The sequence below is a fragment of the Acinetobacter sp. DSM 11652 genome, assembly GCF_900109815.1.
In the GTDB taxonomy this organism is placed as follows: domain Bacteria; phylum Pseudomonadota; class Gammaproteobacteria; order Pseudomonadales; family Moraxellaceae; genus Acinetobacter.
Genome location: NZ_FOBK01000012.1, coordinates 53,678 through 78,836 on the forward strand (window position 1 = coordinate 53,678; position 25,159 = coordinate 78,836).

The 25,159-nt window shown below is 40.5% G+C and carries 24 protein-coding genes; 10 read left to right on the forward strand and 14 right to left on the reverse strand.

Annotated elements, in window-relative coordinates; all coding sequences use genetic code 11:
* Nucleotides 1–3: 3 nt before the first annotated feature.
* From rplC to BMW42_RS11895, 3 genes are all read right to left on the reverse strand, one after another.
* Entirely contained in the window at nucleotides 4–642 is a 639-nt protein-coding gene (gene rplC, locus BMW42_RS11885; protein ID WP_035265091.1) for a 50S ribosomal protein L3, read from the reverse strand.
* Nucleotides 643–701: 59 nt separating this feature from the next.
* Nucleotides 702–1,013: a 30S ribosomal protein S10 gene (rpsJ, locus tag BMW42_RS11890; RefSeq protein ID WP_004725677.1), complete on the reverse strand. Its 312-nt coding sequence runs from the start codon at nucleotides 1,011–1,013 to the stop codon at nucleotides 702–704.
* Between the two features lie 235 nt (nucleotides 1,014–1,248).
* Entirely contained in the window at nucleotides 1,249–2,007 is a 759-nt protein-coding gene (locus tag BMW42_RS11895; protein ID WP_092768086.1) for a type 1 glutamine amidotransferase, read from the reverse strand.
* A gap of 152 nt (nucleotides 2,008–2,159) precedes the next feature.
* Between BMW42_RS11895 and BMW42_RS11900 the strand changes: the two genes are divergently transcribed.
* The 6 genes from BMW42_RS11900 to BMW42_RS11925 all read left to right on the forward strand — a co-directional run bounded on the left by BMW42_RS11900 (nucleotide 2,160) and on the right by BMW42_RS11925 (nucleotide 8,375).
* Entirely contained in the window at nucleotides 2,160–3,362 is a 1,203-nt protein-coding gene (locus tag BMW42_RS11900) for a PLP-dependent transferase (RefSeq protein ID WP_092768088.1), read from the forward strand.
* 12 nt (nucleotides 3,363–3,374) lie between these two features.
* On the forward strand, nucleotides 3,375–4,892 hold the full coding sequence (locus BMW42_RS11905) for a helicase HerA-like domain-containing protein (RefSeq protein WP_092768090.1): 1,518 nt from the start codon (nucleotides 3,375–3,377) through the stop codon (nucleotides 4,890–4,892).
* Nucleotides 4,893–5,041: 149 nt separating this feature from the next.
* Nucleotides 5,042–5,803, forward strand: coding sequence for a globin domain-containing protein (locus BMW42_RS11910; RefSeq protein WP_092768092.1), 762 nt, complete (start codon nucleotides 5,042–5,044; stop codon nucleotides 5,801–5,803).
* 106 nt (nucleotides 5,804–5,909) lie between these two features.
* A complete protein-coding gene (locus BMW42_RS11915) occupies nucleotides 5,910–6,356 on the forward strand; it encodes an RrF2 family transcriptional regulator (protein WP_035265081.1) in 447 nt (148 codons plus the stop codon).
* A gap of 86 nt (nucleotides 6,357–6,442) precedes the next feature.
* Nucleotides 6,443–7,297, forward strand: a complete 855-nt coding sequence (gene yihA, locus BMW42_RS11920; RefSeq protein ID WP_092768094.1) for a ribosome biogenesis GTP-binding protein YihA/YsxC — start codon at nucleotides 6,443–6,445, stop codon at nucleotides 7,295–7,297.
* Nucleotides 7,298–7,430: 133 nt separating this feature from the next.
* Nucleotides 7,431–8,375 (forward strand): metal-dependent hydrolase, encoded by a 945-nt coding sequence (locus BMW42_RS11925; protein ID WP_092768096.1) that lies wholly within the window; start codon nucleotides 7,431–7,433, stop codon nucleotides 8,373–8,375.
* A gap of 55 nt (nucleotides 8,376–8,430) precedes the next feature.
* Here the strand turns inward: BMW42_RS11925 and BMW42_RS11930 are convergent, their stop codons facing one another.
* Nucleotides 8,431–9,684, reverse strand: a complete 1,254-nt coding sequence (locus tag BMW42_RS11930; protein ID WP_092768098.1) for a dicarboxylate/amino acid:cation symporter — start codon at nucleotides 9,682–9,684, stop codon at nucleotides 8,431–8,433.
* A 169-nt stretch (nucleotides 9,685–9,853) separates the two neighbouring features.
* Entirely contained in the window at nucleotides 9,854–10,726 is an 873-nt protein-coding gene (locus BMW42_RS11935) for an acyl-CoA thioesterase (RefSeq protein ID WP_035265059.1), read from the reverse strand.
* 301 nt (nucleotides 10,727–11,027) lie between these two features.
* Here BMW42_RS11935 and plsB point away from each other — a divergent pair, with 301 nt between their 5' ends.
* On the forward strand, nucleotides 11,028–13,601 hold the full coding sequence (plsB, locus tag BMW42_RS11940) for a glycerol-3-phosphate 1-O-acyltransferase PlsB (protein WP_035265057.1): 2,574 nt from the start codon (nucleotides 11,028–11,030) through the stop codon (nucleotides 13,599–13,601).
* 36 nt (nucleotides 13,602–13,637) lie between these two features.
* Here plsB and BMW42_RS11945 read toward each other — a convergent pair whose 3' ends face one another.
* Nucleotides 13,638–14,435: an NAD(P)-dependent oxidoreductase gene (locus tag BMW42_RS11945; RefSeq protein ID WP_092768100.1), complete on the reverse strand. Its 798-nt coding sequence runs from the start codon at nucleotides 14,433–14,435 to the stop codon at nucleotides 13,638–13,640.
* A gap of 53 nt (nucleotides 14,436–14,488) precedes the next feature.
* On the opposite strand from BMW42_RS11945, the gene recG reads away from it, so the two are divergent.
* Together recG and BMW42_RS11955 are read left to right on the forward strand one after the other, a co-directional pair.
* Complete coding sequence (gene recG / locus BMW42_RS11950; protein ID WP_092768102.1) at nucleotides 14,489–16,534, forward strand: ATP-dependent DNA helicase RecG; 2,046 nt, start codon at nucleotides 14,489–14,491, stop codon at nucleotides 16,532–16,534.
* 67 nt (nucleotides 16,535–16,601) lie between these two features.
* Entirely contained in the window at nucleotides 16,602–17,234 is a 633-nt protein-coding gene (locus BMW42_RS11955; protein ID WP_092768104.1) for a ComF family protein, read from the forward strand.
* Between the two features lie 17 nt (nucleotides 17,235–17,251).
* Here BMW42_RS11955 and BMW42_RS11960 read toward each other — a convergent pair whose 3' ends face one another.
* Complete coding sequence (locus tag BMW42_RS11960; RefSeq protein ID WP_092768106.1) at nucleotides 17,252–17,653, reverse strand: NUDIX hydrolase; 402 nt, start codon at nucleotides 17,651–17,653, stop codon at nucleotides 17,252–17,254.
* Entirely contained in the window at nucleotides 17,650–18,249 is a 600-nt protein-coding gene (locus BMW42_RS11965; RefSeq protein ID WP_092768108.1) for an LOG family protein, read from the reverse strand. The genes BMW42_RS11960 and BMW42_RS11965 overlap by 4 nt, the downstream gene beginning before the upstream one ends.
* A 155-nt stretch (nucleotides 18,250–18,404) precedes the next feature.
* On the opposite strand from BMW42_RS11965, the gene BMW42_RS11970 reads away from it, so the two are divergent.
* A complete protein-coding gene (locus BMW42_RS11970) occupies nucleotides 18,405–19,418 on the forward strand; it encodes a CorA family divalent cation transporter (RefSeq protein WP_035265042.1) in 1,014 nt (337 codons plus the stop codon).
* 110 nt (nucleotides 19,419–19,528) lie between these two features.
* Here BMW42_RS11970 and BMW42_RS11975 read toward each other — a convergent pair whose 3' ends face one another.
* The 6 genes from BMW42_RS11975 to BMW42_RS12000 all read right to left on the reverse strand — a co-directional run bounded on the left by BMW42_RS11975 (nucleotide 19,529) and on the right by BMW42_RS12000 (nucleotide 24,963).
* Nucleotides 19,529–19,816: an STAS domain-containing protein gene (locus BMW42_RS11975; protein WP_092768110.1), complete on the reverse strand. Its 288-nt coding sequence runs from the start codon at nucleotides 19,814–19,816 to the stop codon at nucleotides 19,529–19,531.
* 12 nt (nucleotides 19,817–19,828) lie between these two features.
* Nucleotides 19,829–20,461, reverse strand: coding sequence for an MlaC/ttg2D family ABC transporter substrate-binding protein (locus BMW42_RS11980; RefSeq protein ID WP_035265038.1), 633 nt, complete (start codon nucleotides 20,459–20,461; stop codon nucleotides 19,829–19,831).
* A gap of 19 nt (nucleotides 20,462–20,480) precedes the next feature.
* Nucleotides 20,481–21,161 carry an outer membrane lipid asymmetry maintenance protein MlaD gene (locus BMW42_RS11985; protein ID WP_092768112.1) on the reverse strand — a complete coding sequence of 227 codons (681 nt, stop codon included), beginning with the start codon at nucleotides 21,159–21,161 and terminating at the stop codon, nucleotides 20,481–20,483.
* Nucleotides 21,161–21,940 carry a lipid asymmetry maintenance ABC transporter permease subunit MlaE gene (gene mlaE, locus BMW42_RS11990; RefSeq protein WP_035265034.1) on the reverse strand — a complete coding sequence of 260 codons (780 nt, stop codon included), beginning with the start codon at nucleotides 21,938–21,940 and terminating at the stop codon, nucleotides 21,161–21,163. The genes BMW42_RS11985 and mlaE overlap by 1 nt, the downstream gene beginning before the upstream one ends.
* Entirely contained in the window at nucleotides 21,937–22,755 is an 819-nt protein-coding gene (locus BMW42_RS11995) for an ABC transporter ATP-binding protein (RefSeq protein ID WP_035265033.1), read from the reverse strand. Before BMW42_RS11995 ends, mlaE begins: the two co-directional genes overlap by 4 nt.
* 423 nt (nucleotides 22,756–23,178) lie before the next feature.
* A complete protein-coding gene (locus BMW42_RS12000) occupies nucleotides 23,179–24,963 on the reverse strand; it encodes a DEAD/DEAH box helicase (protein WP_092768114.1) in 1,785 nt (594 codons plus the stop codon).
* Nucleotides 24,964–25,159: the final 196 nt, after the last annotated feature.

The following is a 25,159-nucleotide window of genomic DNA, read 5'->3' on the forward strand; positions in this document are numbered from 1 at the left end:
CCCTCAAGCCTTGATAGTAGGACGAACAGTTACGTCACCACCGGTAGCACCAGGAACCGCGCCTTTAACTACAAGAACTGAACGCTCTGTATCGATAGCAACGATTTCAAGACCCTGTGTAGTTACGCGTTCAGCACCTAAATGGCCAGCCATTTTTTTGCCTTTGAATACGCGACCAGGAGTCTGGTTTTGACCTGTAGAACCTAGAACACGGTGAGAAACAGAGTTACCGTGAGTAGCGTCTTGAGTACGGAAGTTCCAACGCTTAACACCACCTTGGAAACCTTTACCTTTAGACTGACCAGTTACGTCAACGATTTGACCCACTGTGAACAAATCTACACCGATAGTTCCGCCAACTTCACGACCTTCAAGATCAGCTTCTGTAACACGGAACTCTTGAACTAAACGACCAGCAGCAACACCCGCTTTAGCGAAGTGACCTTTCTGAGCATTAGTAACGCGAGATTCGCGACGTTCACCAGTAGTGATTTGAATCGCTTGATAACCATCAGTTTCAAGCGTTTTGATTTGAGTGATACGGTTAGGATCAACCTCAATCACTGTAACAGGTACAGAAACACCAGCATCTGTAAAGATACGTGTCATACCGCACTTGCGACCGACTAAACCAATAGCCATGTGCATAAACCTCTAAAAAAGCGGCTTAATTAACTTAGAGTGTTAATTAACCGAAAGCCTTAACCCAATGCGATCTGAACGTCTACACCAGCTGCAAGATCTAATTTCATCAATGCATCTACAGTTTTGTCTGTAGGTTGAACGATATCGATCAAACGCTTGTAAGTGCGGATTTCATACTGATCACGCGCGTCTTTGTTAACGTGCGGTGAAGTTAGAACGTTAAAACGCTCGATGCGAGTTGGCATCGGGATTGGACCACAAACTTGTGCGCCAGTACGTTTTGCTGTTTCTACGATCTCTTGAGAAGATTGATCAATTAAACGGTGATCAAAAGACTTCAAACGGATACGGATTCTCTGGTTAGACATACCAGTAAACTCCAAGCCAAATATATAAAGAATCACCCATGACGCATCTCCCCCTGTCCGAAAACAAGGCAAGTGTCAGAGGCAGTGAAAATCACTAAGGTCGTGATCGATGCCACGACTGTAACGATCTAAACAACAATCAACGTTGTTTAGCCCTTAATATCAAAGGGTCGCCCATTATAACGATTGTTTAACTGTTAAGCAAACCTATTTATCATTTTTTCTCAATTTACGGTTAAGCGTTGGCGGCTTTCTTTTGTACACCCTGCCCGAACCCCAATACATAATTAATTGCATCGGTCAGCAATTCATTCCCTTTTTGGAACCTCGTTTTTTTTGTTTGTTTTAAGGTATCTAAAGATTGTACATAAGCGCCAGAAAATACCTTCTCATGCTCTTCATTCTCAATATACATTTGTAAAACTTTCGGCGTTATTTCTGGATGAAACTGAAAACCCAGCACATTCTTTCCAATTTGGTACATTTGATTTGCACACACATTATTTTCAGCCAGTCTGACGCCTCCTTTAGGAATCTCAAAAGTCTCACTGTGCCATTGCATTATTTCCAATTCTTTAGGTATTTCAAAGTAATCTGATAAACCATGTTGAGTTCTGAAGACATTAGTCCAACCTAACTCTTGTTGTTCATTTAAACGTACACTTGCTCCCAAAGCATTGGCTATAAGCTGACCTCCGAGACACAAACCAATGGCAGGCTTGCCTAGTGATAAATATCGACGGATCCATCTTTTTTCTATTTTTAGCCATGGATAATTTGCCTCATCATTTACACTCATTGCTCCACCCATGATGATTAGTAAATCAATATCTTCAATTGCTGGTAACGCCTCGATTTCTAATGCCATCTCAACAGGTAATGCAAAAAACTCCGTAGCACTAATTTGTGCTCCAATTGATTTTAAATATTCATAACAACTTCCGAACCCTTCACCAGCAATATGCTGAAAGTAATGCACTTTTAATGGCTTCATTTTCCAACCCGAACTTTTCTTATATTGCACTAGCAGTTGCAAAAATGAAGCCAACCTATAGGTTGTTAAATAATTTTAAACAAAGCACAGCTATGCAGTTTTTTAGTAGTATGTTTTGTTAGTTATAAAATGACGGTTTATACAGGTAAATTGTGAAAATAAATACGCAAACTCAACTCATACATAGCCCTAGAAAAGCACCTCAACTTTTAAATAGTATTCAACCTCCTATTTATCGTGCATCAACGATCATTTTTGAAAATACCGATGCTCTTTTCAATCGCCATTGGACCGATGCTTATGACTATAGTTACGGAACGCATGGCACCCCCACTACGTTTACGCTAGGCGACAATATTGCACAATTAGAAGGCGGAAAATACTGCCTCCTTGCACCAAGCGGACTCTCTGCAATCAACTTGGTGAATTCTTGTTTTTTAGCACATGGTGATGAAGTTTGGGTCGCGGACAATATTTACGGTCCAAATATGGAGCATTTGCGAAACCTAGAATCACGTTATGGTATTGCCGTTAAGGTCTATAACCCAATTGATGTTGAGAGCTTTAAACCCAGTGATAAAGCTAAGTTAATTTGGTTAGAAGCTGCAGGATCTGTAACACTCGAATTTCCAGATTTAAAGAATCTGGTCAAAAAAGCTCAAACGCATAAGATCCTTACCGCACTTGATAATACTTGGGGAGCGGGTCTGGCTTTTAATGCTTTTGATTTTGGTACAGAACACTTAGCAGTCGATATCACCGTCCATGCACTCACCAAATATCCAAGCGGTGGTGGTGACATTCTCATGGGGAGTGTCGTAACAAAAAACAAGGATTTATACCACAAGCTATTTCGCATGCATGCAATTCAAGGGATTTCTATATCAGGCGATGACACCGCACAGATTCAGCGCAGCCTATCTTCAATGGAACTCCGTTATACACACCAATCTAAATCAGCGCTAACTTTATTAAGCTGGCTTCTACAGCAAAATGAGTTTGCACAAGTATTGCACCCTGCCAATCCAAAATCTGCAGGTCATACTTTTTGGAAAGAAGTTTGCCTATCAGAATTGAGCGCAGGTTTGATCAGTGTAATTTTTGATAAAAAATATAATCTTCAAGATATACGCAATTTTTGTGATGCGCTTAACCTGTTTAAATTAGGTTTTAGCTGGGGTGGCCCAGTGAGTTTAGTAATGCTCTATCAAATTGATCAAATGCGTGAGCTTGCACATCCACATTTACAAGAAGGAATATTGGTTCGTTTTTGTATAGGACTGGAACATCCTCACGATTTGATAGAAGATATTCAACAAGCACTCAAAATAATGCAACAACAAAAGATCGAATAAAAAGGAATAATTATGGGCACACCAATTGTCATCGCAAAAAAAACCTCAGATACATCCCAAGAGATTGTTTTACATTCGCAACTGGCAAACCGACATGGCTTGATTGCCGGCGCAACAGGAACTGGAAAAACAGTCACTTTAAAGGTCTTGGCAGAGAGCTTTTCTCGTATTGGTGTGCCGGTATTTTTAGCCGATGCAAAAGGTGATGTCTCTAGCCTTGCCAAAGCAGGTGAAAATAATTCAAAATTTGATGAACGCATCAAGAGCCTCAATATTGAATCAATCCCATTTAGCGCATCACCTGTGGTTTTTTGGGATTTATTTGGCGAACAAGGTCATCCGATTCGGACTACAGTATCAGAAATTGGTCCATTGCTTTTAGCCCGAATGCTGAATTTGAATGATACCCAAGAAGGTGTGCTTTCTGCGATTTTCCGCATTGCGGATGATCAAGGTTTATTACTGATCGACTTTAAAGACCTCAAGGCGATGATCACTTATGTGACTGAGCATGCAGCTGACTTTAAAGCAGAATACGGCAATCTTTCTCCTGCCAGCTTGGGTGCAATCCAACGTAATTTGCTAGCACTGTCCGATCAAGGCGGTGATCAATTTTTTGGTGAGCCTGCATTAGACCTCATGGATTTTATCCAAACCGATGCACAAGGTCACGGCAATATTAATTTGCTCGCTGCCGATAAATTAATGAACACACCAAAGCTTTATGCGACTTTCTTACTGTGGATGCTTTCCGAACTGTTTGAACAATTACCTGAAGTCGGTGATATGGATAAACCGAAATTGGTATTTTTCTTCGATGAAGCTCATTTACTGTTTGACAATGCCAGCTCTGGTTTGCAAGAAAAGATCGAACAAGTGGTACGCTTAATCCGCTCTAAGGGAGTAGGTATTTATTTTGTCACCCAAAATCCGCTGGATTTACCTGAAAGTGTTTTAGGACAACTGGGCAACCGTGTTCAGCATGCACTTCGCGCCTTCACACCAAAAGATCAAAAAGCAGTAAAAACTGCAGCTGATACTTTTAGACCCAATCCTGCATTCAAAGTACAGGACGCCATTACGGAGTTGGCAGTTGGTGAAGCGCTAATTAGCTGTCTAGATGAGAAAGGCACGCCACAAATGGTTGAACGCGGTTGGGTTATGCCCCCATATTCATCTTTTACACCTATCACGCTTGAAGAGCGTAAGACGCTCATGACAAACAGTGTGGTTGCGGGTGTTTATGAGCAAGTACTTGATAGAGAAAGTGCTTTTGAAATACTGCAAAACAAAGTAGTTCAGCATCAACAACAAGCCGAACAAGAAGCTTTCGCAAAACAGCAAGCCAAAGAACAAGAACGCCTTGCCCGTGAACAACAAAAAGAAGCAGAACGTGCAGCCAAACAACGCGAAAAACTCACCCAAGATATTGTCGGTACGTTTGCTAAAAGTGCTGCACGAAGCCTCGGCGGAAGCACTGGGAAAAAAATCGTACGCGGTCTACTGGGCTCATTATTTGGAAAAAAATAGTCCTCCCTTTACCCATCATTTTTAACTTCATTATGGGATATTTTAATATCCCATAATTATTTTAAGGTTTTCTATGCAAGTCATATTGCAGCTCGACCCTAAAAGATGTATTTTAAATATATCTTTTAATAAAGCCAAAGTTGAAGCTCATGACGCCACAACATATTGAACTTGTAAAAGCGACTGTTCCCGTTCTGCGTGAGAATGGTGTTGCCCTTACGACCTATTTCTATAATCGCATGCTGAACAACAACCCCGAGTTAAAAAATACATTTAACATGGATCATCAAAGTACTGGTCGTCAGCCACGTGCTTTAGCTGCTGCTGTTTTGGCATATGCTGAAAATATTGAAAATCCTACAGTTTTGGCAAAAGCGATTGAGCGAATTACCACTAAACACGTAAGTTTAGACATTCAAGCGGATCAATACTCGATTGTGGGTGAAAACCTTCTGCATTCAATCAGCGAAGTATTAGATGTGCCAATGGACTCTGATCTGATTGCTGCTTGGAAAGCCGCGTATATGCAATTGGCAGACATTTTAATTGGTGTTGAAAAATCAAAATATGAAGCTTTGACTGCACAAAATGGCGGTTGGGCTGGCTGGCGTGAATTTAAAATTACAGCGATTGAAGCTGAAGCTAACACCAAAACCTTCAGTTTAGCTGCCAAAGACGGTCACACCATTGCGACGGCTGAAGCAGGTGAATATATTTCGGTGCGAGTCCAAGTACCGGGGCAAGAGATGCGCCAACCACAACAATTTAGCTTTGATGCTGCACAAGCTGACCAGTATCAAATCACAGTAAAAGCGGTAGATGAAGCAACTGAATATTCTGTGGCAAATATCTTATTAAACCACTATCAAGTAGGTGATGTGGTTGAGGTATCTGCACCACTAAAAAATTAATTCATCTAAATCTTTAACCGAAATAAGATTTTAAGAGATCATTGAAAGCTCCGTTCACGGGGCTTTCAATGTTAAGATGGAAATAAGCTATCTTTTATGATGATCTATGCAACTGAATAAATTTACCGACTATGCGCTGCGTATATTGATGTATGTCGCACAACCTCGCGACTTGCCTTATACCATTGCAGAACTGGCAAACCAATTGCAGGTCTCAGAAAACCATGCCATGAAAATCGTTCACTTTATGGCAAAACAAAATTGGCTAATGACCAGTCGAGGCAAAGGTGGCGGTATACGTCTAGCCCCTCAAACTCTGAATATCTCATTAGGGACTTTAGTGAGAACACTTCAAGGCGATCAGCAAATTGTAGAGTGTCATAACCCGCCATGCGTATTAAGAAGTGACTGTGGCTTGAAAGGCATTTTAGATCATGCAGTCCAACAGTTTTATCAGCATTTAGATCAATTTAAACTGAAGGATGTTATACCCACCTCAGGTATAAAATTCAATTCAGATTCACCCATTCCTTTCATTCAAGTTACACCATAGATTGACTCAATTCGATTGAGTATTCGCTTGCATGCGCGACTTCCTTTATAATAGCTGATTGTAAATTGAGTTATTGAAGTTGAGCTATGCATCACAGCAGAGGAAAGTCGAAAAACAGTAAGGCGTCAAATGCCCCAAAGCAAAAGATCAGCTATGAGAAAAAAGCCGATCCAGCGATTACTGAATATTCGGTTCAAGCGCTCAACTGGTTGCGCAAAGCCGAATTCTTAATGAGTGCACCAAAACTGAATTTATGTGTCGATGACACAGGTTATGAGATTGCTTTTGCAGGTCGTTCGAATGCTGGTAAATCGAGTGCGATTAATGCATTAACTAATCAAAAACAACTTGCACGTGCGTCTAAAAAACCTGGTCGCACACAAATGATTAACTTTTTTAGCATGGGCAATGCCGAACAAAGATTAGTTGACCTTCCTGGATATGGCTATGCTGCTGTACCTGAAAGCATGAAAATCGTTTGGCAAAAAGAGCTTGAAAACTACCTCATTCATCGTGAAAGTTTACAAGGGCTTGTATTGTTAATGGACATACGACACCCTTTACAACATTTCGATGTCATGATGTTAGAATGGGCTTATTCACGTAAATTATTTGTCCATGTTTTATTAACAAAATCAGATAAGTTAAATCGTGGTCCAGCTTCCAAAGCATTGCAAGAAGTCAAAGCTCAATTAAAGAAAATGAAGCTTAACTTCTCTATCCAATTGTTCTCATCCCTCAATAAGCAAGGTCTTGAAGAACTCGCAAGCGTTATTGCTGGTCGTTTAAATTTTACGCTTGAGCAGCCTAACGGATTTGATCTAAGTGCAATTCCTGAAGTAAGTGAATCAGACATCGATGAAGATTTTGAACATGTTATTCAAGAAGATGATGAATCACCAAGCGAAACAACCGAACTAAAATCCAACAAAGCCGAATAGTATCTACCCTACCGAATGGTTAAATCATTACATTCACTAATTGATATATCAATGTCCTCAAATGCTAAGGTTATTTGAGGGCATTTTTTTATACTGAAAAATGATAATCACAACAAAAATTCAGGAAAGTGTGATGAAATTATTGTCTCGATTAAGAAATAGTAAGATTGGATCTTCTATTGAGTATCACATCAAACCTCGTAAAGTTAAATTTGAGTGGGCGGATACACCAGTAGATTGGGTTCCAAATCAGCCTTTCGTTAGTTATTTTATCAATGAAATCAATAATATCTTACCAGCAGGCGAATTTTGGTTTTGTCGTCTGTACAACAAAGTTTTGCCCAAAATTACTGATGAAAAACTTGCAGAAGATGTGAAAGCTTTTATTCGCCAAGAAGCGATGCACGCTCAAGCACATAATTCAGCAAATAAAGAATATCTCAGCGCACGTCATATCGATATTCAACGTAACCTCGATATCATGGACTTTCTTTTTGGAAAACTTTTAGCGGATAAACCTTTAGGTCTAAACATCCCAAAAGCCTTAGATCATCAGTGGGATTTATTCAGATTAGGTATTATTGCTACTGTTGAACATATGACTTGTGTCCTCGGCAAATATGCCTTGTACAACAAAAAATGGGGTGAATTGGGCGCTGATGCCAATATGCTCGATCTCGTAAAATGGCATGGTGCTGAGGAAATTGAACACCGTACCGTTGCATTTGACTTATATCGTCATCTCGGCGGTGGTTATATTTCTCGTTATTATCAAAGTGTAGTTGTGATTGCTGCTGTATTAGGTTTATGGGTTGATGGTGCTGCTCATATTATGGGTCAAGACCCTCGCTTTGAATCAATTAAACCAGCTGTTTACAAACCTTGGATTTGGCGTGAATGGGCACGAATTGCCCAAAAAGACAATGGTTTACTCCCACACCCATTCTGGCTTGTTTCTCAACAACTCGGCTATTTAATGCCTTGGTATGACCCTGTTCATGAAGCAAAAACTGAAGATGCGATTAACTATCTGAATCAATCACCAGCAGCAGAACGCGCAGCACTGAAAGTTGCATAATGTATTTAATAAAAAAGCAGGGTGATCCCTGCTTTTTTATATCTGATCCAATCTTTTAAGCTGTATTTTTTTCAATGGGTTCATGATCAGGATTCATGTAACGATCTACAACAACACTAATCATCATATCCCCCTGCACATTAACCACTGTTCTAACGGTATCTAACAAACGGTCAATCGGCAATAATATCGCGATTGCTTCTGCTGGGAGTCCAACTGATTGTAAAACCATAATCATGGTAACCATACCTGCGCTAGGTATACCTGGTGCCCCTAAAGATGCAATCATTGCTGTCGCACACACAATCAATTGTTGTCCTAACGTTAAGTCAAGCCCCATTAAATTCGCAATAAACAGCGCCGCCGCAGCCTCATACAATGCCGTCCCATCCATATTCAACTGTGTCCCGAGCGGGATCACAAATCCTGCAGTCTGGGGTCTTACTCCTAAATTTTCCTGAGCACACTTCATTGATAGCGGCATGGTTGCGGAACTTGAGCTGGTAGCAAACGCCGTAATCAAGGCTGCTCGTGTTCCCTTAAAAAATGTAATTGGATTCATTCTCCCGAAAATCCAGAGCAACAAAGGCAAAACAACAAGGCCATGAAAGATGGTTGTTCCCGTGACTACTGCTGCGAATTCTGCTAATCGACTCAGAACGGATAGGTCCTCCGTCGCGATTAACTTTGCCAGTAATGCAAAAATCCCTATTGGTGCGAGCTTCATCACCCAACCAATCATCAACATCATGATTTCAAAAAATTGCTGACTCAACGCTTTCACTGTTTTAAATTTTTCACCACCTTTAACGAGAGCCACCCCAATTAAAAGTGCAAAAACGACAACGGCTAACACATTACCTTCAGCAAATGCTTTAAACGGGTTTATTAGTGTATTTTGGATAAAGTTGGTAAAAAAACTCGAGGGAGTCAAAGTATCAGGCGTCTGATGCTGATTCATGGTCTCTTGAAAAATAGTGATGTCTACACCCTTCCCGACCTCGAAAAGATGCGCACACGCAAGCCCTAAAATCAGCGCCAACGTTGTGGTTGTGACACAACAAGCAAGGGTAATTTTCCAAGTTCTACCAAGTTGGCCACCAGTCTGCAGATTGGAAACTCCGACAACAATAGAACTAAAAATTAGAGGAATCAGTAATAGTTTAAGTAGACCAATAAAAATACTACTGGCAATCCCTAAGCCATATAAACTTCCGTTAAAAAATGCTGTATCAGGGAATACATTTAACAAGAAGCCAAAAGCCACACCTAAAATTGCAGCAATTAAAATTTGCGTATTTAGACTCATGTCCTGTGCTTTTCATTTTGATTTATTAGTCGCACTATGCCATGAGCGACTTCAAGAATCGATCATTTTTTCTTGTTAGCTTTGCAACCGAAACGAATAATTTATAAATACAAATATGAAGTAAAAAAGCCAAATCTGAAGATTTGGCTTGAAGCATAGATCAATTATCTTATTGCGTTTCGATTTCACGAATTCTAATTAGACCTTCTTGTACTGTACTACAGACCAATTGTCCATTTTGCCACATTCGTCCAAAGTTCAATCCTCTTGAACTTGCACTAATCGTTGCCTCCATGTCATAGAGCATCCAATCATCTACACGAAATGGTTTATGAAAGTACATGGTATGGTCAATGCTGGCACACTGTAAACTCGGTGAAATATAACTGAGTCCATGTGGTCGTAGCGCGGTTGTCATCAAAGTAAAGTCTGAATAAAAAGCAGCGATCGCCTGATGTAATGCGTTTTCATCTACATCATCAGCCAAACGATCATGTGTACGAATATAGTGCGCGTAAGACGGCGCCTCAGGTTGTGGTTGGAATGGATTGACTGGCATTACAGGCTTAATTTCAACATGACGATCACGCATAAAGCTGGCACGCACATTCTCTGGTACAAAATCCACAATCATTTTCTTGAGTTCAGCTTCAGATTTTAACCCATCTACTGGTGGGTATTCGGGTTCAGCAACTTGATAATTGAGACCCTCTTCTTGGTCTGCAAAAGATACCATACACATGAATATCGTCTTGCCATGTTGAATCGCACGAACTTGGCGACTCACAAAACTACGCCCATCTCGGATTCGATCTACTTCATAAATAATGGGTGCATTAACGTCTCCACCAAATAAGAAATATGCATGCAATGAGTGTGCAGGGCGATCTGTTGTATATGAAGCAGCACGTAACGCTTGACCTAGAACTTGCCCACCAAAGACACGTTTGCCAACCAAATTTTGGCTTTTGCCTCTAAAAATGTTTTCTTCAAGTCTTTCTAGCGTGAGTAAATCTACGAGTTCTTGCGTGAGCTGATTCATATCGGACCTATATATTTCATTGCTACGACATTAAATTGGGCCTGTTGAATTTAAACAGATTTTCCAATTTAATGACTCAATCTCTATATTGCCATAATTTCCGAGTAAACAACTAAACTTTGCTTGACTATATTGTCATAAAACAAATTTGATATTTTGGCTAAAAATACGATTATTAACGAAAATTCATCCAAATTCTGTGCATTTTGTTAGAAAATGACATATTGTTTTGATCACAGATTTAAGAAAATAATTGCCTTCATTCGCGTCATGCGAAATTCGTCTTTGGCTAGGAGTATGTATGTCCAAGAATGGCTTTGGTCAAATGTATCGTCGACTTTCCAGTAAGTTGCTTGACCTCGTAGTAACACCGCATGTTCTTGGAGAGGTTCCTACTGAAACCCAACCTTCAACACCACCCACTGAAAATAACACGACTCACAAAAAAGTGGTGTGCTATGTATTACAAAATTACTCGCGTAGTAATGCGTTAGTGGTTGACGGCGAAACTCGTCGATTAAATCTCGCGCCAGCACTTGACCCACTCATGATCGGGGACCATAAAGAGAAAGCTGCTGTATTATTTTTACAACACCAAGATGAAACAAACTTACTTAATCCGCCACCCCATGCATTTCCACCTCGTCTCCTCAGATTGATCGAGATATTGGATAAGCATCCAGATACTGACATTGAACTTATACCTGTGACTGTATTGTGGGGCCGCTCACCGGACAAAGAAGATTCATTATTTAAATTGCTATTTACGGACACTTGGGCAACGCCAAGTACTGTTAAACAACTGATGAATATTGGTTTACATGGTCGCCAATCTTTTCTTGAATTTCATGAACCAAAATCACTGCGCGAATTGGTAGATTACGCACGTGTAACACATCCAAACTTGTCTCCTGCAACATATATCGTCAATCAACTCAATGATTATCTAGATCGTCAGCGTGAAGTTGTATTAGGTCCAGATTTATCAGATCGTCGAAACGTGATGCAATCATTGATTAAATCTCAAGATGTTCAGGACGGAATTCGCAAAGAAAGTATTCGCTCTAAAATCAGTTTGATTGAAGCTGAGCGCCGTGCGATCGGCTACGTGAATGAAATTGCATCAGACTATTCTCATGCAACCGTACGTTTTGCAGAACAAGCCCTGACGCGTCTTTGGACTCAACTCTATGACGGCGTAGAAGTACATAATTTCAATACAGTTCGTGAATTAGCGAAAGACTACGAAATTATTTATACACCTTGTCATCGTAGCCATATTGACTACCTATTACTCTCTTATGTGATTTATAAGCGTGGAATGATGGTACCGTACATTGCTGCAGGTGATAACCTGAATATGCCATTCGTTGGTCAGCTTTTACGTGGTGGCGGTGCATTTTTTATACGTCGAACCTTCCGTGGAAATGCGTTATACACCACTGTATTCAAAGAATATCTATACAGTATCCTATCGCGCAACACGCCATTAGAATACTTTATTGAAGGTGGACGTTCACGTACTGGACGTTTATTACCGCCGAAAACAGGTATGTTGGCAATGACTGTGCATAGTCATTTGCGTGGTCGTGCTAAACCTATTGTATTTGTCCCGACCTATTTTGGTTATGAACGCCTGATGGAAGGTGCAACTTACGTCGGTGAAATGAATGGTAAGCCTAAAGAGGCCGAATCTATCTTTGGTATTTTACAAACCTTAAGAAAGATCGAACGCATCTTCGGTAAAGTACACGTAAACTTTGGTGAACCCGTCTTCCTTGATGAGATTTTGAAACAGCATGGTGCTGAACATATCAAAATTGAGAAGAATGATGACCCGATTCCTCAAGAAGTTTCTGATGCAGTCAACACCTCAGCAAATGCAATTCTTGAAAATATTAACCGTGCTGCTGTTATCAACCCAGTTTCGTTATTGTCACTTATTCTTCTATCGACTTCCAAGCACACGCTTGATGAAGAGATTTGTATTAAACAGTTAGATACCTATCGCAATCTTCTAACAGCGTTACCTTATGATCATCGAGTTCAAATCACACCACTGTCTGGTAAAGAAATCATTGCTTATGGTTTAAAACTCAAGTTGATTAAGCGTGTAAAACATGTCCTTGGCGACATCATTGCGATTGAAGATGGTCAAGCAGTATTACTGACATATTTCCGCAATAATATTTTGCATGCTTATGTCTTGCCATCACTGATTGCTGCGATGGTCGAGCACAATGGTAAAATTTCACAGGGCGATTTGATTAATGTCATTCGTACACTTTATCCATTCTTGAAAGCTGAACTTTTCCTTAAGTGGAATACGGATGAGCTTAAAGAACAGATCTGTAACTATGTTCAAGGTCTGGTAGAAGCACAGTTGATTACGATTGATGAACATGGAAATTTATGTAGCCCTGCACCTAACTCTGAACAACACAATCAGTTAGTCGTGCTTGCTGCTCCAGTGAAGCAAAGTATTGAACGCTACTACATGACACTTGCCCTAATTACTCAACGTGGCTCTGGAAATATTACGACCAAGCAGGTCGAAGATTTAAGCCATCTATTAGGTCAGCGTTTATCTGTACTTTATGAGTTCAACTCACCTGAATTCTTTGATAAAGCGCTCTTCCAAAGTTTTATCAAAGTTCTGACTCAACAAGGCTATATCAGTAATAACGAAGAAGGCGCAATAGTCTTTGATGCACAATTCAAAGAGGTTGCTCAATATGCCAACTTGGTACTAGATGATGTAACCTTACAAATGTTGCAACATATCACTTCATTTAACGATGAAGAGCTCAAAGAAGCTTTGGATGCAGTTGCTGATCAACAAGCCAAAAAACGCTTAAAACGCAAGAAAAAATAGTATCTAAAACCCTCCCCAGCGAGGGTTTTTTTATGCCTAAATGAGTTCTCGATAATCCTTAAAAAATTGATTATGTTTCAATTTAAAACCAGTGCTTAACATTCGAGAGGCATAAACTTTCTTTCCATGCTGTGCCTCACTCAATAATTTTAATGGAGGGATGTTTAACTGCTTTTGGAACCACAGAATAATTTCATGTAATGGAATGGGTTGATTATTACTACAAATATAAGTTTTTTCTGGATGTTCCACGTGAAGTAAATGGACAAGAAAACCCGCTAAATCTTCGATATGAATTCGATTCGACCAATGCACATTGGGATAGGTCATTGTATTTTGAGCAAGCTGCATCATTCTCTTCACGGATACGCCATAAATACCAGTGGGTCTCACAATGATACATTGCTGTGGGAAGGCTTCTTGCCAAAGTTTCTCCATTGTGGCTAACACTAATGCTTTCTCATCTTTCGGATTGATCTCTGTTTGGTCATCAATCTCCTCCCCTTGATCTTGTCCGTAAACGCGTGTTGATGAGACAACAATAATCTTTTGGATGGGATGCAATGCCAGCTGATTTCTCATATGTGGAATCGCATCTATGAAAGCAGCTTTATACCCGTCTAGTGATGGGTCTTTGGGTGCAATCAACACGTATACTGCATCAATAGGCGACAATGTCGATAAATCAAGTTGGTGTATATCTTGTTGAAGATGCATAGCACCTGTTTGATCTTTCCTGCTTAAACTGACTGTGGTAATTTGATGTCTTTGTTGAAATAATTGTTTAGCAACATGTTGGGATGTTTTACCATAACCGATAAATAGAATATGCATGTAAGACCTATTCTCTAGTGTTATAAATTCAATTTAAGCAAAGTTGAGGGGACATGACTGCAGTCCATCAGTTGCAAGGTGTAGGAAACGCCGCTGCCGCTTTACTCGAAAAATTAAATATCTGGAATACGGATGATCTTTTGTTTCATCTGCCTCGAGATTATGAAGATCGCAGTACTATTGTGCCCATGAATCAACTTCAAGTAGGTCGAAGCTATTTACTTGAAGGCACTGTCGCATCAATGGATATGCCGCCCGGTAAACGCAAATCCATGGCAATATTATTACAAGATGATTTTGGAAAAGTCACCTTACGTTTTTATCATATTTATAAAGCATTGATGGATCGCGCAAAGCCTGGAAATCGTTTAAGAGTGTTTGGTGAAGTCCGAGTAGGCGCTCGTGGCCTAGAAATGTATCACCCAGAAATTCAATTGATTACGGATCATACACCACTTCCAAAAACGCAGCTAACCGCAATTTACCCATCAACGGAAGGACTCACTCAACCTAAACTGCGCGAATATATTAAACAAGCTTTAGCACAACATGCCCATGATTTACCAGAACTGATTCCTGCAAAATTTACCAATGGGTATGCTTTAAAAGAAGCACTAGAATATATTCATCACCCTCCCACCGATGCCAATATGTTGCAACTGGCTGAAGGACAGCATCCTGCGCAGCAACGTCTCATCTTTGAAGAGTTAGTCAGTCATCAAATTAGTTTGTTGACTCGTCGTGCATACATTCAACAGATTTCCGCACCTGCATTTTCAACTAGCCGAACATTTGCTAAACAACTTCTCTCCACACTTCCCTTTGAAATGACGAATGCTCAAAAACGTGTTTCAAATGAAATTGTGAAAGATCTTAAACAAAACAAACCGATGCTCAGACTGGTGCAAGGTGATGTAGGCGCAGGCAAAACCCTAGTAGCAGGCATTGCGGCATGTCATCCACTCGAAGAGGGATGGCAAGTTGCTCTTATGGCACCGACTGAAATCCTCGCAGAACAACATTATTTAAATTTTAAAAAATGGTTCGAACCACTCAGCATCCAAGTTTCTTGGTTATCAGGCAAACAAAAAGGGAAAGCACGCGCTGCTGCAGAACAGCAGATTAGAGAAGGCTCTGCCCAATTGGTCGTCGGCACTCATGCACTATTTCAGGATAACGTCCAGTTTCATAAATTGGGTCTTGTCATCATTGATGAACAGCATCGGTTTGGAGTTGACCAGCGTCTAGCATTACGAAATAAAGGGGCACAGGATACGACACCACATCAGTTAGTAATGACCGCCACGCCTATCCCACGTACGTTAGCAATGTCAGCGTACGGCGATTTAGATACTTCTGTGATTGATGAGTTACCCCCAGGGCGTACTCCAATCCAAACAGTCACTATTCCACTCGATCGTCGTGAAGAGGTCCTGCAGCGTATTGCGACAAACTGCGCTGAAGGTAAGCAGGCTTATTGGGTCTGTACATTAGTGGAACAATCAGAGACGTTAGATGCCCAAGCTGCTGAAGCGACTTATCAGGAGATTAAAGAACGCTTTCCGCACCTCAATATTGGTTTGGTTCATGGCAAAATGAAAGCTGATGAAAAACAAGCTGTCATGCAACAGTTCAAAGACAATCAATTACAACTGCTGATCGCAACAACTGTGATCGAAGTTGGAGTGGATGTACCAAATGCATCCATCATGGTCATTGAAAATGCGGAGCGACTGGGTCTATCTCAACTACATCAATTAAGGGGGCGTGTGGGTCGAGGTGCTAAAGCAAGTTTTTGCGCATTATTGTATAAAAGTCCTTTATCGCAGAATGGACAAGAGCGTTTACGCATTATGCGTGAAACCAATGATGGCTTTTTAATAGCAGAAAAAGATTTGGAAATCCGTGGCCCAGGCGAACTGTTAGGAACGAAACAAACTGGAGACATGGGCTTTCGCGTGGCTAAATTGGAACGTGATGACCATCTGTTAACTCAAGCACACTATGTCGCGACTCAAATTTTAAAAGATTACCCACATCAAGCGGATGCTCTTCTTAAACGATGGTTACCAGAAGCACCTAGATATGCGTATGTTTAATATGTTCCTTAATCAACGAACTCAGTTATAATCATAGGTACTCACAATAAAAATAACTTGAGCCATGATGCTGAGCCCTATTCATAACCTCTATCACACATTATTATCACGACGCGCTTGCCAATTATGCGGATTCTCTCCAACTCAAACCCACAGATTATGTGATGACTGTTGGACAATGCTCCCATGGAAAAGCCCTTCACTCATTCATCGACATGAAAGAAATATTTATGCTTGTTTCGACTATAGCTTTCCTATAGATCGCATTATTCACTTATTCAAATATGAACAACAACTTCATTATCAAACTTTTCTAGCACACACATTGCTAGAACTTAAACTGAAACGTTTTCAAGCGATTGTACCTATGCCTATTTCAAACGAGCGCTTGAAGGAGCGTGGTTATAATCAAATGATGGTCATCGGAAAAATTCTTTCCAAAAAACTGCAAATACCCATTTGGCAGCCAATTGAACGTTCAGCACAACACTCACAGAAAGGCTTAACACGTGTAGAAAGAATCGAGGATATTCAATCTCAATTCAAACCAATACGTTCAGAAAAAGGAAAGTTTAGAAATATCCTGATTATTGACGATGTCGTGACCACAGGGAGTTCAGTCAATGCGTTGGCCAATGCACTAGAAAAGCTCGGCTGTCAGAACATTCAGATCGCATGCATTGCAGCCGCAGAATATTGACACAGTCACTTTAAGTTTTAATCGGCATTAAAATGCTGCCTACACCAAGGAATCACGATTTCTCGAGTTAACGGTGCTAAAGGCGTAGCATCATCATCTAAATCGATCCATTTCATTTCAGCAATTTCTGCATGAATGTGAGGCTCTTGTTTAAGCTGAACTCGATAGAGATAACTAATCAACTGATGATCCGCTTCATTTGCAGCTTTGGTTTCAAAACGACCTATATATTGATCTATTACTGCCTCAGCGCCAATTTCTTCTTTAATTTCTCGCAGAATCGTGTCTTCAGAAGGCTCATTCTCCTCTAACTTCCCACCAACCTGCATGAAAAACTGGGTATTCTTTTTTCGAACCAACAACAACTGCTGATCCTCATTGGAAATAATCGCTGCTGCGACAGTAATGACTTTGCTCATGTATCTAGTTTCACCAAATCTTCTCGATCTTGGACACCCCATTTCGGTTGTGGTGCCTGATAAGACTCGAATTTTGACACAATATCCTCGATTGAAGTTGAATTGATTAATGCATTGGTAAAGCGAGCTCGAGTAAACTCTTGATCTGTCGTATGTTGAATGAATTGTAATAGACCATCATAAAACCCGTTAATGTTTAAAAATGCGCAGGGTTTAAGATGAATACCGAGTTGCGCCCATGTCCATTGTTCAAAAATTTCTTCAATTGTTCCTGCACCACCCGGTAAGGCAATAAAACCATCCGACAAATCTGCCATCAGCGTTTTACGCTCATGCATACTGGTAACAACGTGAAGTTCAGTCAAATTTGGATGTGCTAATTCACGATCCACCAATCCTTGTGGAATCACGCCAATGACCTTTCCACCAGCCTCTAATGCACTATCCGCAACAATCCCCATTAATCCTGAACGACCGCCACCATACACCAAGGTCTTGCCTTGTTGCGCTAAATATTTCCCTGTTTTCTTTGCTGCATCAGCATAAACAGGATCGGAACCTAATGTTGAACCACAAAATATTGCAATAGAATTCATTTAAAATTAGCCTTAAGTTTTTATAACAACAATTAAAATGATATGTTCTGTGTTTTTTAACCTAATTAATGATGGAATCAGTTTTTTTTCATGGCATCCTTGTCTAAAATACACCCATCGTTCACACACAAACTGCGCAAGGGAGAAAAGATAAAATGCTTGAAGCCTTTTATGCCACAGAGCGCGGTAGTCTAGAAGATGCAACGATCAATGGTGGGTTTGATTTACACCCTGAATTGGTTTGGATCGATTTAATTGCACCCTCTCAAGATGAGCAAGAATGGGTTTTAGATGCCTATAAACAAAATCTTCCAACACTAAAATCATTAGAAGATATTTCTTCATCTGCACGATTCTACCGTGATGATGATGGCATTTTACATATCAGTACGTATTTTTTAACGAAAAATAAAAACTACCAAGTCGATGGTGACCCTGAAGAGTCATCCAATATGCTAGGAACGGTTCAAACCGTTGCATTTATTTTACATAAAGATCGACTATTTACTTTACGTGGTGAAAAGCTCGTTGCTTTCCGTGCCTTTCGAGCACGTGCTCGCCGTAATGATTACGACATTGACTATAAAGATCCGACTTGGATACTTTTGGGTTTACTCGAAGCTAAACTCGATGAGCTTGCGGATATCTTAGAAGATATCCACAAGGATCTAGAACTCTACTCTACAGAAGTATTGAATGTTCGCCACCGTGAGCAAATTCTTGATCTCGATGATATGATTACCCGTCTTGCTCAAAAAGAAGATATGTTGGGTAAAGCGCAACTCTGTTTAATTGACTTACGCCGCGTTCTGACCTTCTTAGCAAGACCCCGTGCCTTAGGCAGTCATATTTATGATGCTGATATTCGAGAACTCAGTGAGGATGTTCGCTCATTAGTAGAACATGATGCATTCTTGTTCCAAAAGGTTCGATTCCTATTGGATACCACTTCGGGTTTCATTAATACTGAACAGAATGATACGATTCGTCGATTCTCGATTTTACCTAGCATGCTTGCTCCCCCGATGTTGGTGGCCAGTATTTATGGTATGAACACTGATGTACTGCCCTTTGCTCAAGGAACGACGAGCTTTGTTGTTGTCAGTCTGATTATCCTAGTATTCTTATTTGGACCACTGATTTATTTTAGATGGAAAAAATGGATTTGAGCACGCTTGGATGTTGTGTTTTTTAAACAACGTATGAAGTACCTTCTGTTGAGTAAATTACTATTTTAAAGCGATAAAAAAGCACCCTAAGGTGCTTTTTCATTTTTCAATCAAATCAATTTTAAATCATTTTCTAAATGGCAAGATTGAATGATTTTCATCATTTTTTCTGGCACAGATTTAAACTGTAAACTCGATGTTCCAGGTGCTTGACGCAATAAACGCACTAAAACAGCTAGCGCCAGAGTACTACCATGTTCAAGACCTGATAAATTTACAGTAAGTGGAAACTGATTTGCCTGCTGAATCAACATTAAACCTTGTTGATAATACTGTTCAGCATTGTCGAAACTAATTTTTCCAGAAACTATAATTTCTTGATCTTTGAGTGAAATCACAATTGTTCTCTGTTATTTTTTCTCAACTGCAGCTTCAGCATCAGGCTTAAAGTTTGCAATTGCTTTATTGATATCGCCACCATTACGCTTCACAGTAGCAGCAAACTGATTACGGAATTGCAAACCTAAGTCAATTCCAGAAACGTTGATATTGCGAATCTTCCACTGATCACCTTTATCAGCCAATTGGAACGATACAGGGATCTTCTCACCCTTGTTAATAAAATCAATCGTTACAACAGGGTTTTTAGTGTTAGATGCTTTATACGGACGAATTGTATATGTCTGATTAGAAAACTTAGAGAAAGCACTGCCATAGTTTTCAATCAATGTTTCACGGAAGTTCTTCTCAAACTGTGCGCGTTGAGCAGCATTACTATATTGATTCGTCGCATAAGTTCCCATCACGATACGAGTAAATGATTGCGAATCAATATATGGATCTAAATTTTGACGAACAATTGCGCGTACCGCAGCAGGGTTATTTTGTAACTTAGCTTGGTCTGCTTTTAAACGTGAAATTAAGCCATCAGCTACTTTTTTGATAAATGCAGGAGGAGTCTCCGTAGGTGCAGCAAATGCTGTACTCGCAATCATCGTCGATAAAACGCTAACAGTCAGTGTTTGCTTTACGAACGTATTCATTTATTTTTCCTCTATTTAATCATTCAACAAAAGAAGCAGTTTCATCTGTGAATTCTACAGTTTCTGCATCTGATGAACCATTTGAATCTTTTTTCGCAGCTGAATCACCAGCACCACCAGTCACAAATTTAGACACTAAGTCTTCAATTTCCATTGTGCTTTGTGTGTTGCCAATTTGATCACCACGTTTTAAATAATTTAAACCACCACCTGGAACAATTTTGAGATACTTCTCGCCCAGTAAGCCATTTGTCGCTACCATAATGTAAGCATCTTCATCAATATTGGTGATGGAGTTCATGTTAGCGATCAGTTGCTTTTCCATTTCTTTTTGTTGCGATGGCATCGCAGCTTCATAGTCACTGCTATAACGCAACTCTTCTAAAGCACCTTCTTGCACAGTTTTAAGTTGTTCATCATTGAAAGATGTCAGCTCACCATCTAAATTAATTTTCACTGTTGCAAGACGTGTTAACGGATCTAATGTGATTGACTCAACTTCACCTACTTTTACGCCGCTTAGTGCAACTTTAGCACGTGGTTTAATACCATTCACGTTATCAAAAGTTGCCGTCATGCTATAACTATCTTTTAAATTTGTCCCAGCTAAGCCACTTACTTTCATTGCCAAGAAAAATAATGCACAACCAAATAGAATCACGAATATTCCAACTGCGAGCTCACTCGTACGTGATTTCATTACACACCTCCAAACATGACCGCAGTCAAAACAAAATCAAATCCTAAAACACATAGTGATGAATACACTACCGTTCTTGTTGTTGCTGTCGCAATGCCTTCTGATGTAGGCTCGCATGAATACCCCTGATATACGGCAATCCACGTACAGATTAAAGCAAATACAAAGCTTTTGATGATCGTGCCATTAAAGACATCTTTATAAAATTGAACGGCACTTTCCATACCACTCCAATACGAACCTTCATCAGCACCTAAAAAATCCACACCGACCATTTTTCCGCCCATGATCCCCACAGCAGCAAAAATTACGGCAAGCATAGGCAAACTAAATATACCCGCCCATAAACGTGGTGAAATAATGCGTTTAAGTGGATCAACACCGATCATTTCCATACTAGACAATTGCTCAGTCGCTTTCATCAAACCAATTTCGGCGGTTAAAGCAGATCCTGCACGCCCCGCAAAAAGAAGGGCTGCAACCACTGGCGCAAGTTCACGCAACAAGGTCAACGAAACTGCTGCTCCAAGCATCGCTTCACTGCCGAAAGTGACCAAAATGCTATACATCTGTAAACCCAAGACTGCACCTATAAACAGCCCTGACACCACAATGATAAGCAATGATAATACGCCAACACGATACATTTGATAGATAAAGAGTTTGACTCCAATCCAAGTCGGCATCGAAAATAAAATTTGAACTAGCATAATGGCTGCAACGCCAATACCTTGAACACGTTCTATAACGCGTCTACCTAGTGAGGCTATCGCATTCATGTACGCACCTCATCACTTAAATATGCTTGATGACTAAATTGATAATCCACAGGACCTTCGACCGAACCTGTTAAGAATTGACGGACGAAAGGCGAACTATGATTCTTTAACTGATCAGGTGTGCCCTCGCCTTGTACTTTACCTTCCGCAACCACATAAATGTAATCTGCGATCGATAATGTTTCAGCAACATCGTGAGACACGATAATGGTCGTTAGGTCTAACGCTTCTCGTAAAGAACGAATCAATCGGGTTAAAACCCCCATTACGATGGGATCCTGACCAGCAAATGGTTCATCGTACATAATCAAATCTGGATCTAGTGCAATTGCACGAGCTAACGCCACACGGCGATTCATCCCCCCTGAAAGCTCAGAAGGCATCATTTGCTCAGCGCCACGTAATCCTACAGATTCGAGTTTTAAAGCGACCAGTTCTGCAATCAAATGTTCAGGCAATTGAGTATGGGCGCGGATAGGGAAAGCTACATTTTCATAGACAGTCATATCAGTGAAAAGCGCACCACTCTGAAAGAGCATCCCCATACGAGCACGTGCTTTAAACAATTCCTGACGACTCATTTGGCTAATATTTTTACCATCCAACAAGACCTCGCCTGCATCAGGTACAAGTTGCCCCCCAATGAGTCTAAGAAGCGTGGTTTTCCCCGTCCCTGAAGGCCCCATAATGGCAGTAATTTGACCCTTACGAATCTTTAAATTGACTTGGTCGTAAATAACACGATCACCACGATTAAAGCTTAAATTTTTTACTTCGATCAACGCTTGCTCATCGATTTGTATTTGATTATTCATAGCTGAGCGTGTTCCTACAATTTTTCAGCTTGCATACTATACTCTGAAATAACTGAATTTAAATGTTATTTATAAAATACAAGGTTAAGCGGACATTGTAGCATTATTGATCATTTTTATTAATTTTGCTTATAGAAAGATGTATTTTATTTATGAAACAATGATTTGAAATTATTCTTTTTTATAAATTTATAATGTGATACTAAAAAAGTAATAGGCAAGATTAAGTAATACCAATAAAAAGAACACGTACATCATGATTGCACCAACATTCATTTGCTTCGTCTCAATCATTATAATCTTATTATTCATATTTTACATTTACCATAAATAATGTGAAATTAATCACTTTTATTCTAACAGATTTTTTGATATGAGCAATAAAAAAACCAGCCCGAAGGCTGGTTTATTTAGCTATACCGATTAGTCGTTAAATTTACGACGTGGGCGATCGCTATTGAATTCACGCTTTGGGCGGTCATCACCAAATGTACGTTTTGGACGATCAAAACCACCTTCTCGACGTGCTGGACGGTCACCGAAATCACGTTTTGGACGGTCACCAAAACTGTTTTCACGAGGTTTATAATCTACACGGTTACCACGATTGTCATCGTTAGAACGAGGGCGATCACCGAAATCACGCTTTGGACGATCATCAAATGAACGTTGCGGACGGTCACCGAAATCGCGACGTGGACGATCTTCGCCATTAAACTCACGACGTGGACGGTCATTGTTAAACTCGCGACGTGGACGATCGTTGTTGAACTCGCGACGCGGACGATCTTCGCCATTAAACTCACGACGTGGACGGTCGTTGTTGAACTCGCGACGTGGACGATCTTCACCATTGAATTCACGACGTGGACGATCTTCACCAAACGAACGGCGTTCGCCATCACGGTTACCTTCGCGACGTTTGAAGTTTGATTCACCTTCAAAACGACGACCACCACCGAAACCACCACGGCCACGGCCTTCACCACCACGGCCACGACCGCGACCAGCGCCATCACGACTACCGCGTGCTGGAGGTGGAGATGGCTCAAGACCTTCAATTTCAGAAACTTCTAGACGTGCATCTAAGTAGTCTTCTAAAGCACGAATTTTACCACGTTCACGGTAAGTCGCTAATGTGATTGCTTTACCAGTACGACCTGCACGACCTGTACGACCAATACGGTGTACATAATCTTCGTTCTTCATTGGAAGACCAAAGTTAATCACGTGTGAAATTGTTGGTACATCTAGACCACGTGCTGCAACATCAGTTGCAACTAAAATTTTTGCGCGACCTTCACGGATGCTGCGCAAACGACGGTTACGTACAGTCTGTGGCATTGCACCATGAAGTGCTACAACTGAAAGACCAGCTTCAGACAGTTCTTCTGCAAGCATATCTGTATCTTCTTGCGTAGAAGCAAATACAACAGCTTGATCAAGATCTTCTTCATTCAACCAATGTGTTAAAAGCTTTTTCTTGTGCTCAAAACCATCAGTCCAATGTAGAGTCTGAGTGATGTCAGTATTCGTCGTGTGACCAGTTTCAATCGCAATACGTTCTGGCTCATTCATCATACGTTCTGCCAACGTAATAATACGTGGTGCGAACGTCGCAGAGAACATTAATGTTTGATCACGGTTACCCGCTAAATCACTGATCGCCTCTAAATCTTCAGAGAAACCAAGATCAAGCATACGGTCTGCTTCATCTACGATTAATGATTTAACTTTGTCCAATTTGATTTGACGACGGTTTACAAGATCAAGTAAACGACCTGGAGTCGCCACAACAACTTGTGCACCTTTTAATTGTTGGATTTGTTTACCAAAAGGCATACCACCCATAATCGCAGCAATACGAACACCTTTCATGTGACGTACAAATGCAATCGCATCTTGGCTGACCTGTTGAGCCAATTCACGTGTTGGGCAAAGTACTAAAATTGTAGGTGCAGTTACAGCACGCATACGCTCTTTGAAAGAAAGCAACGTATCTTCACTACCCGCTAAAGCGTGAAGTGTAGGTAATAAGAATGCAGCAGTTTTACCAGAACCTGTTTGGCTTGATACTAAAAGATCTTTACCATCTAAAGCAGCAGGAATTGATTGTTCCTGAACAGGAGTAGGCGATGTAAAGCCTAATGCTTGTAATGCTTGTTGAAGTGATTCGTGTAGTGGAAAATCAGCAAAAGTTTTGCTCATAGAGTTTTTCACCCGAAAATTGGGTGCTCCATTAAATAAAGTCTGATGGACATCGGCAAAAAGCGGTACAGCAATAATCGCTGAAAATATAGAATCAGCGGCGATCCGAGAACGACGATGCGTATAACGCACACATGATTACAGCCTGAACCTGAAGGAATCGCTTTTAGCGATTGGGTGGGGCGCGAAATAATGT

Excerpts from the sequence above, each read along its gene's own strand:
- rplC (WP_035265091.1), bottom strand. The coding sequence starts at position 642 with ATGGCTATTGGTTTAGTCGGTCGCAAGTGCGGTATGACACGTATCTTT.
- rpsJ (WP_004725677.1), bottom strand. The coding sequence starts at position 1,013 with ATGTCTAACCAGAGAATCCGTATCCGTTTGAAGTCTTTTGATCACCGT.
- BMW42_RS11895 (WP_092768086.1), bottom strand. The coding sequence starts at position 2,007 with ATGAAGCCATTAAAAGTGCATTACTTTCAGCATATTGCTGGTGAAGGG.
- BMW42_RS11905 (WP_092768090.1), top strand. The coding sequence starts at position 3,375 with ATGGGCACACCAATTGTCATCGCAAAAAAAACCTCAGATACATCCCAA.
- BMW42_RS11910 (WP_092768092.1), top strand. The coding sequence starts at position 5,042 with ATGACGCCACAACATATTGAACTTGTAAAAGCGACTGTTCCCGTTCTG.
- BMW42_RS11915 (WP_035265081.1), top strand. The coding sequence starts at position 5,910 with ATGCAACTGAATAAATTTACCGACTATGCGCTGCGTATATTGATGTAT.
- yihA (WP_092768094.1), top strand. The coding sequence starts at position 6,443 with ATGCATCACAGCAGAGGAAAGTCGAAAAACAGTAAGGCGTCAAATGCC.
- BMW42_RS11925 (WP_092768096.1), top strand. The coding sequence starts at position 7,431 with ATGAAATTATTGTCTCGATTAAGAAATAGTAAGATTGGATCTTCTATT.
- BMW42_RS11930 (WP_092768098.1), bottom strand. The coding sequence starts at position 9,684 with ATGAGTCTAAATACGCAAATTTTAATTGCTGCAATTTTAGGTGTGGCT.
- BMW42_RS11935 (WP_035265059.1), bottom strand. The coding sequence starts at position 10,726 with ATGAATCAGCTCACGCAAGAACTCGTAGATTTACTCACGCTAGAAAGA.
- plsB (WP_035265057.1), top strand. The coding sequence starts at position 11,028 with ATGTCCAAGAATGGCTTTGGTCAAATGTATCGTCGACTTTCCAGTAAG.
- BMW42_RS11945 (WP_092768100.1), bottom strand. The coding sequence starts at position 14,435 with ATGCATATTCTATTTATCGGTTATGGTAAAACATCCCAACATGTTGCT.
- recG (WP_092768102.1), top strand. The coding sequence starts at position 14,489 with ATGACTGCAGTCCATCAGTTGCAAGGTGTAGGAAACGCCGCTGCCGCT.
- BMW42_RS11955 (WP_092768104.1), top strand. The coding sequence starts at position 16,602 with ATGCTGAGCCCTATTCATAACCTCTATCACACATTATTATCACGACGC.
- BMW42_RS11960 (WP_092768106.1), bottom strand. The coding sequence starts at position 17,653 with ATGAGCAAAGTCATTACTGTCGCAGCAGCGATTATTTCCAATGAGGAT.
- BMW42_RS11965 (WP_092768108.1), bottom strand. The coding sequence starts at position 18,249 with ATGAATTCTATTGCAATATTTTGTGGTTCAACATTAGGTTCCGATCCT.
- BMW42_RS11970 (WP_035265042.1), top strand. The coding sequence starts at position 18,405 with ATGCTTGAAGCCTTTTATGCCACAGAGCGCGGTAGTCTAGAAGATGCA.
- BMW42_RS11980 (WP_035265038.1), bottom strand. The coding sequence starts at position 20,461 with ATGAATACGTTCGTAAAGCAAACACTGACTGTTAGCGTTTTATCGACG.
- BMW42_RS11985 (WP_092768112.1), bottom strand. The coding sequence starts at position 21,161 with ATGAAATCACGTACGAGTGAGCTCGCAGTTGGAATATTCGTGATTCTA.
- mlaE (WP_035265034.1), bottom strand. The coding sequence starts at position 21,940 with ATGAATGCGATAGCCTCACTAGGTAGACGCGTTATAGAACGTGTTCAA.
- BMW42_RS11995 (WP_035265033.1), bottom strand. The coding sequence starts at position 22,755 with ATGAATAATCAAATACAAATCGATGAGCAAGCGTTGATCGAAGTAAAA.
- BMW42_RS12000 (WP_092768114.1), bottom strand. The coding sequence starts at position 24,963 with ATGAGCAAAACTTTTGCTGATTTTCCACTACACGAATCACTTCAACAA.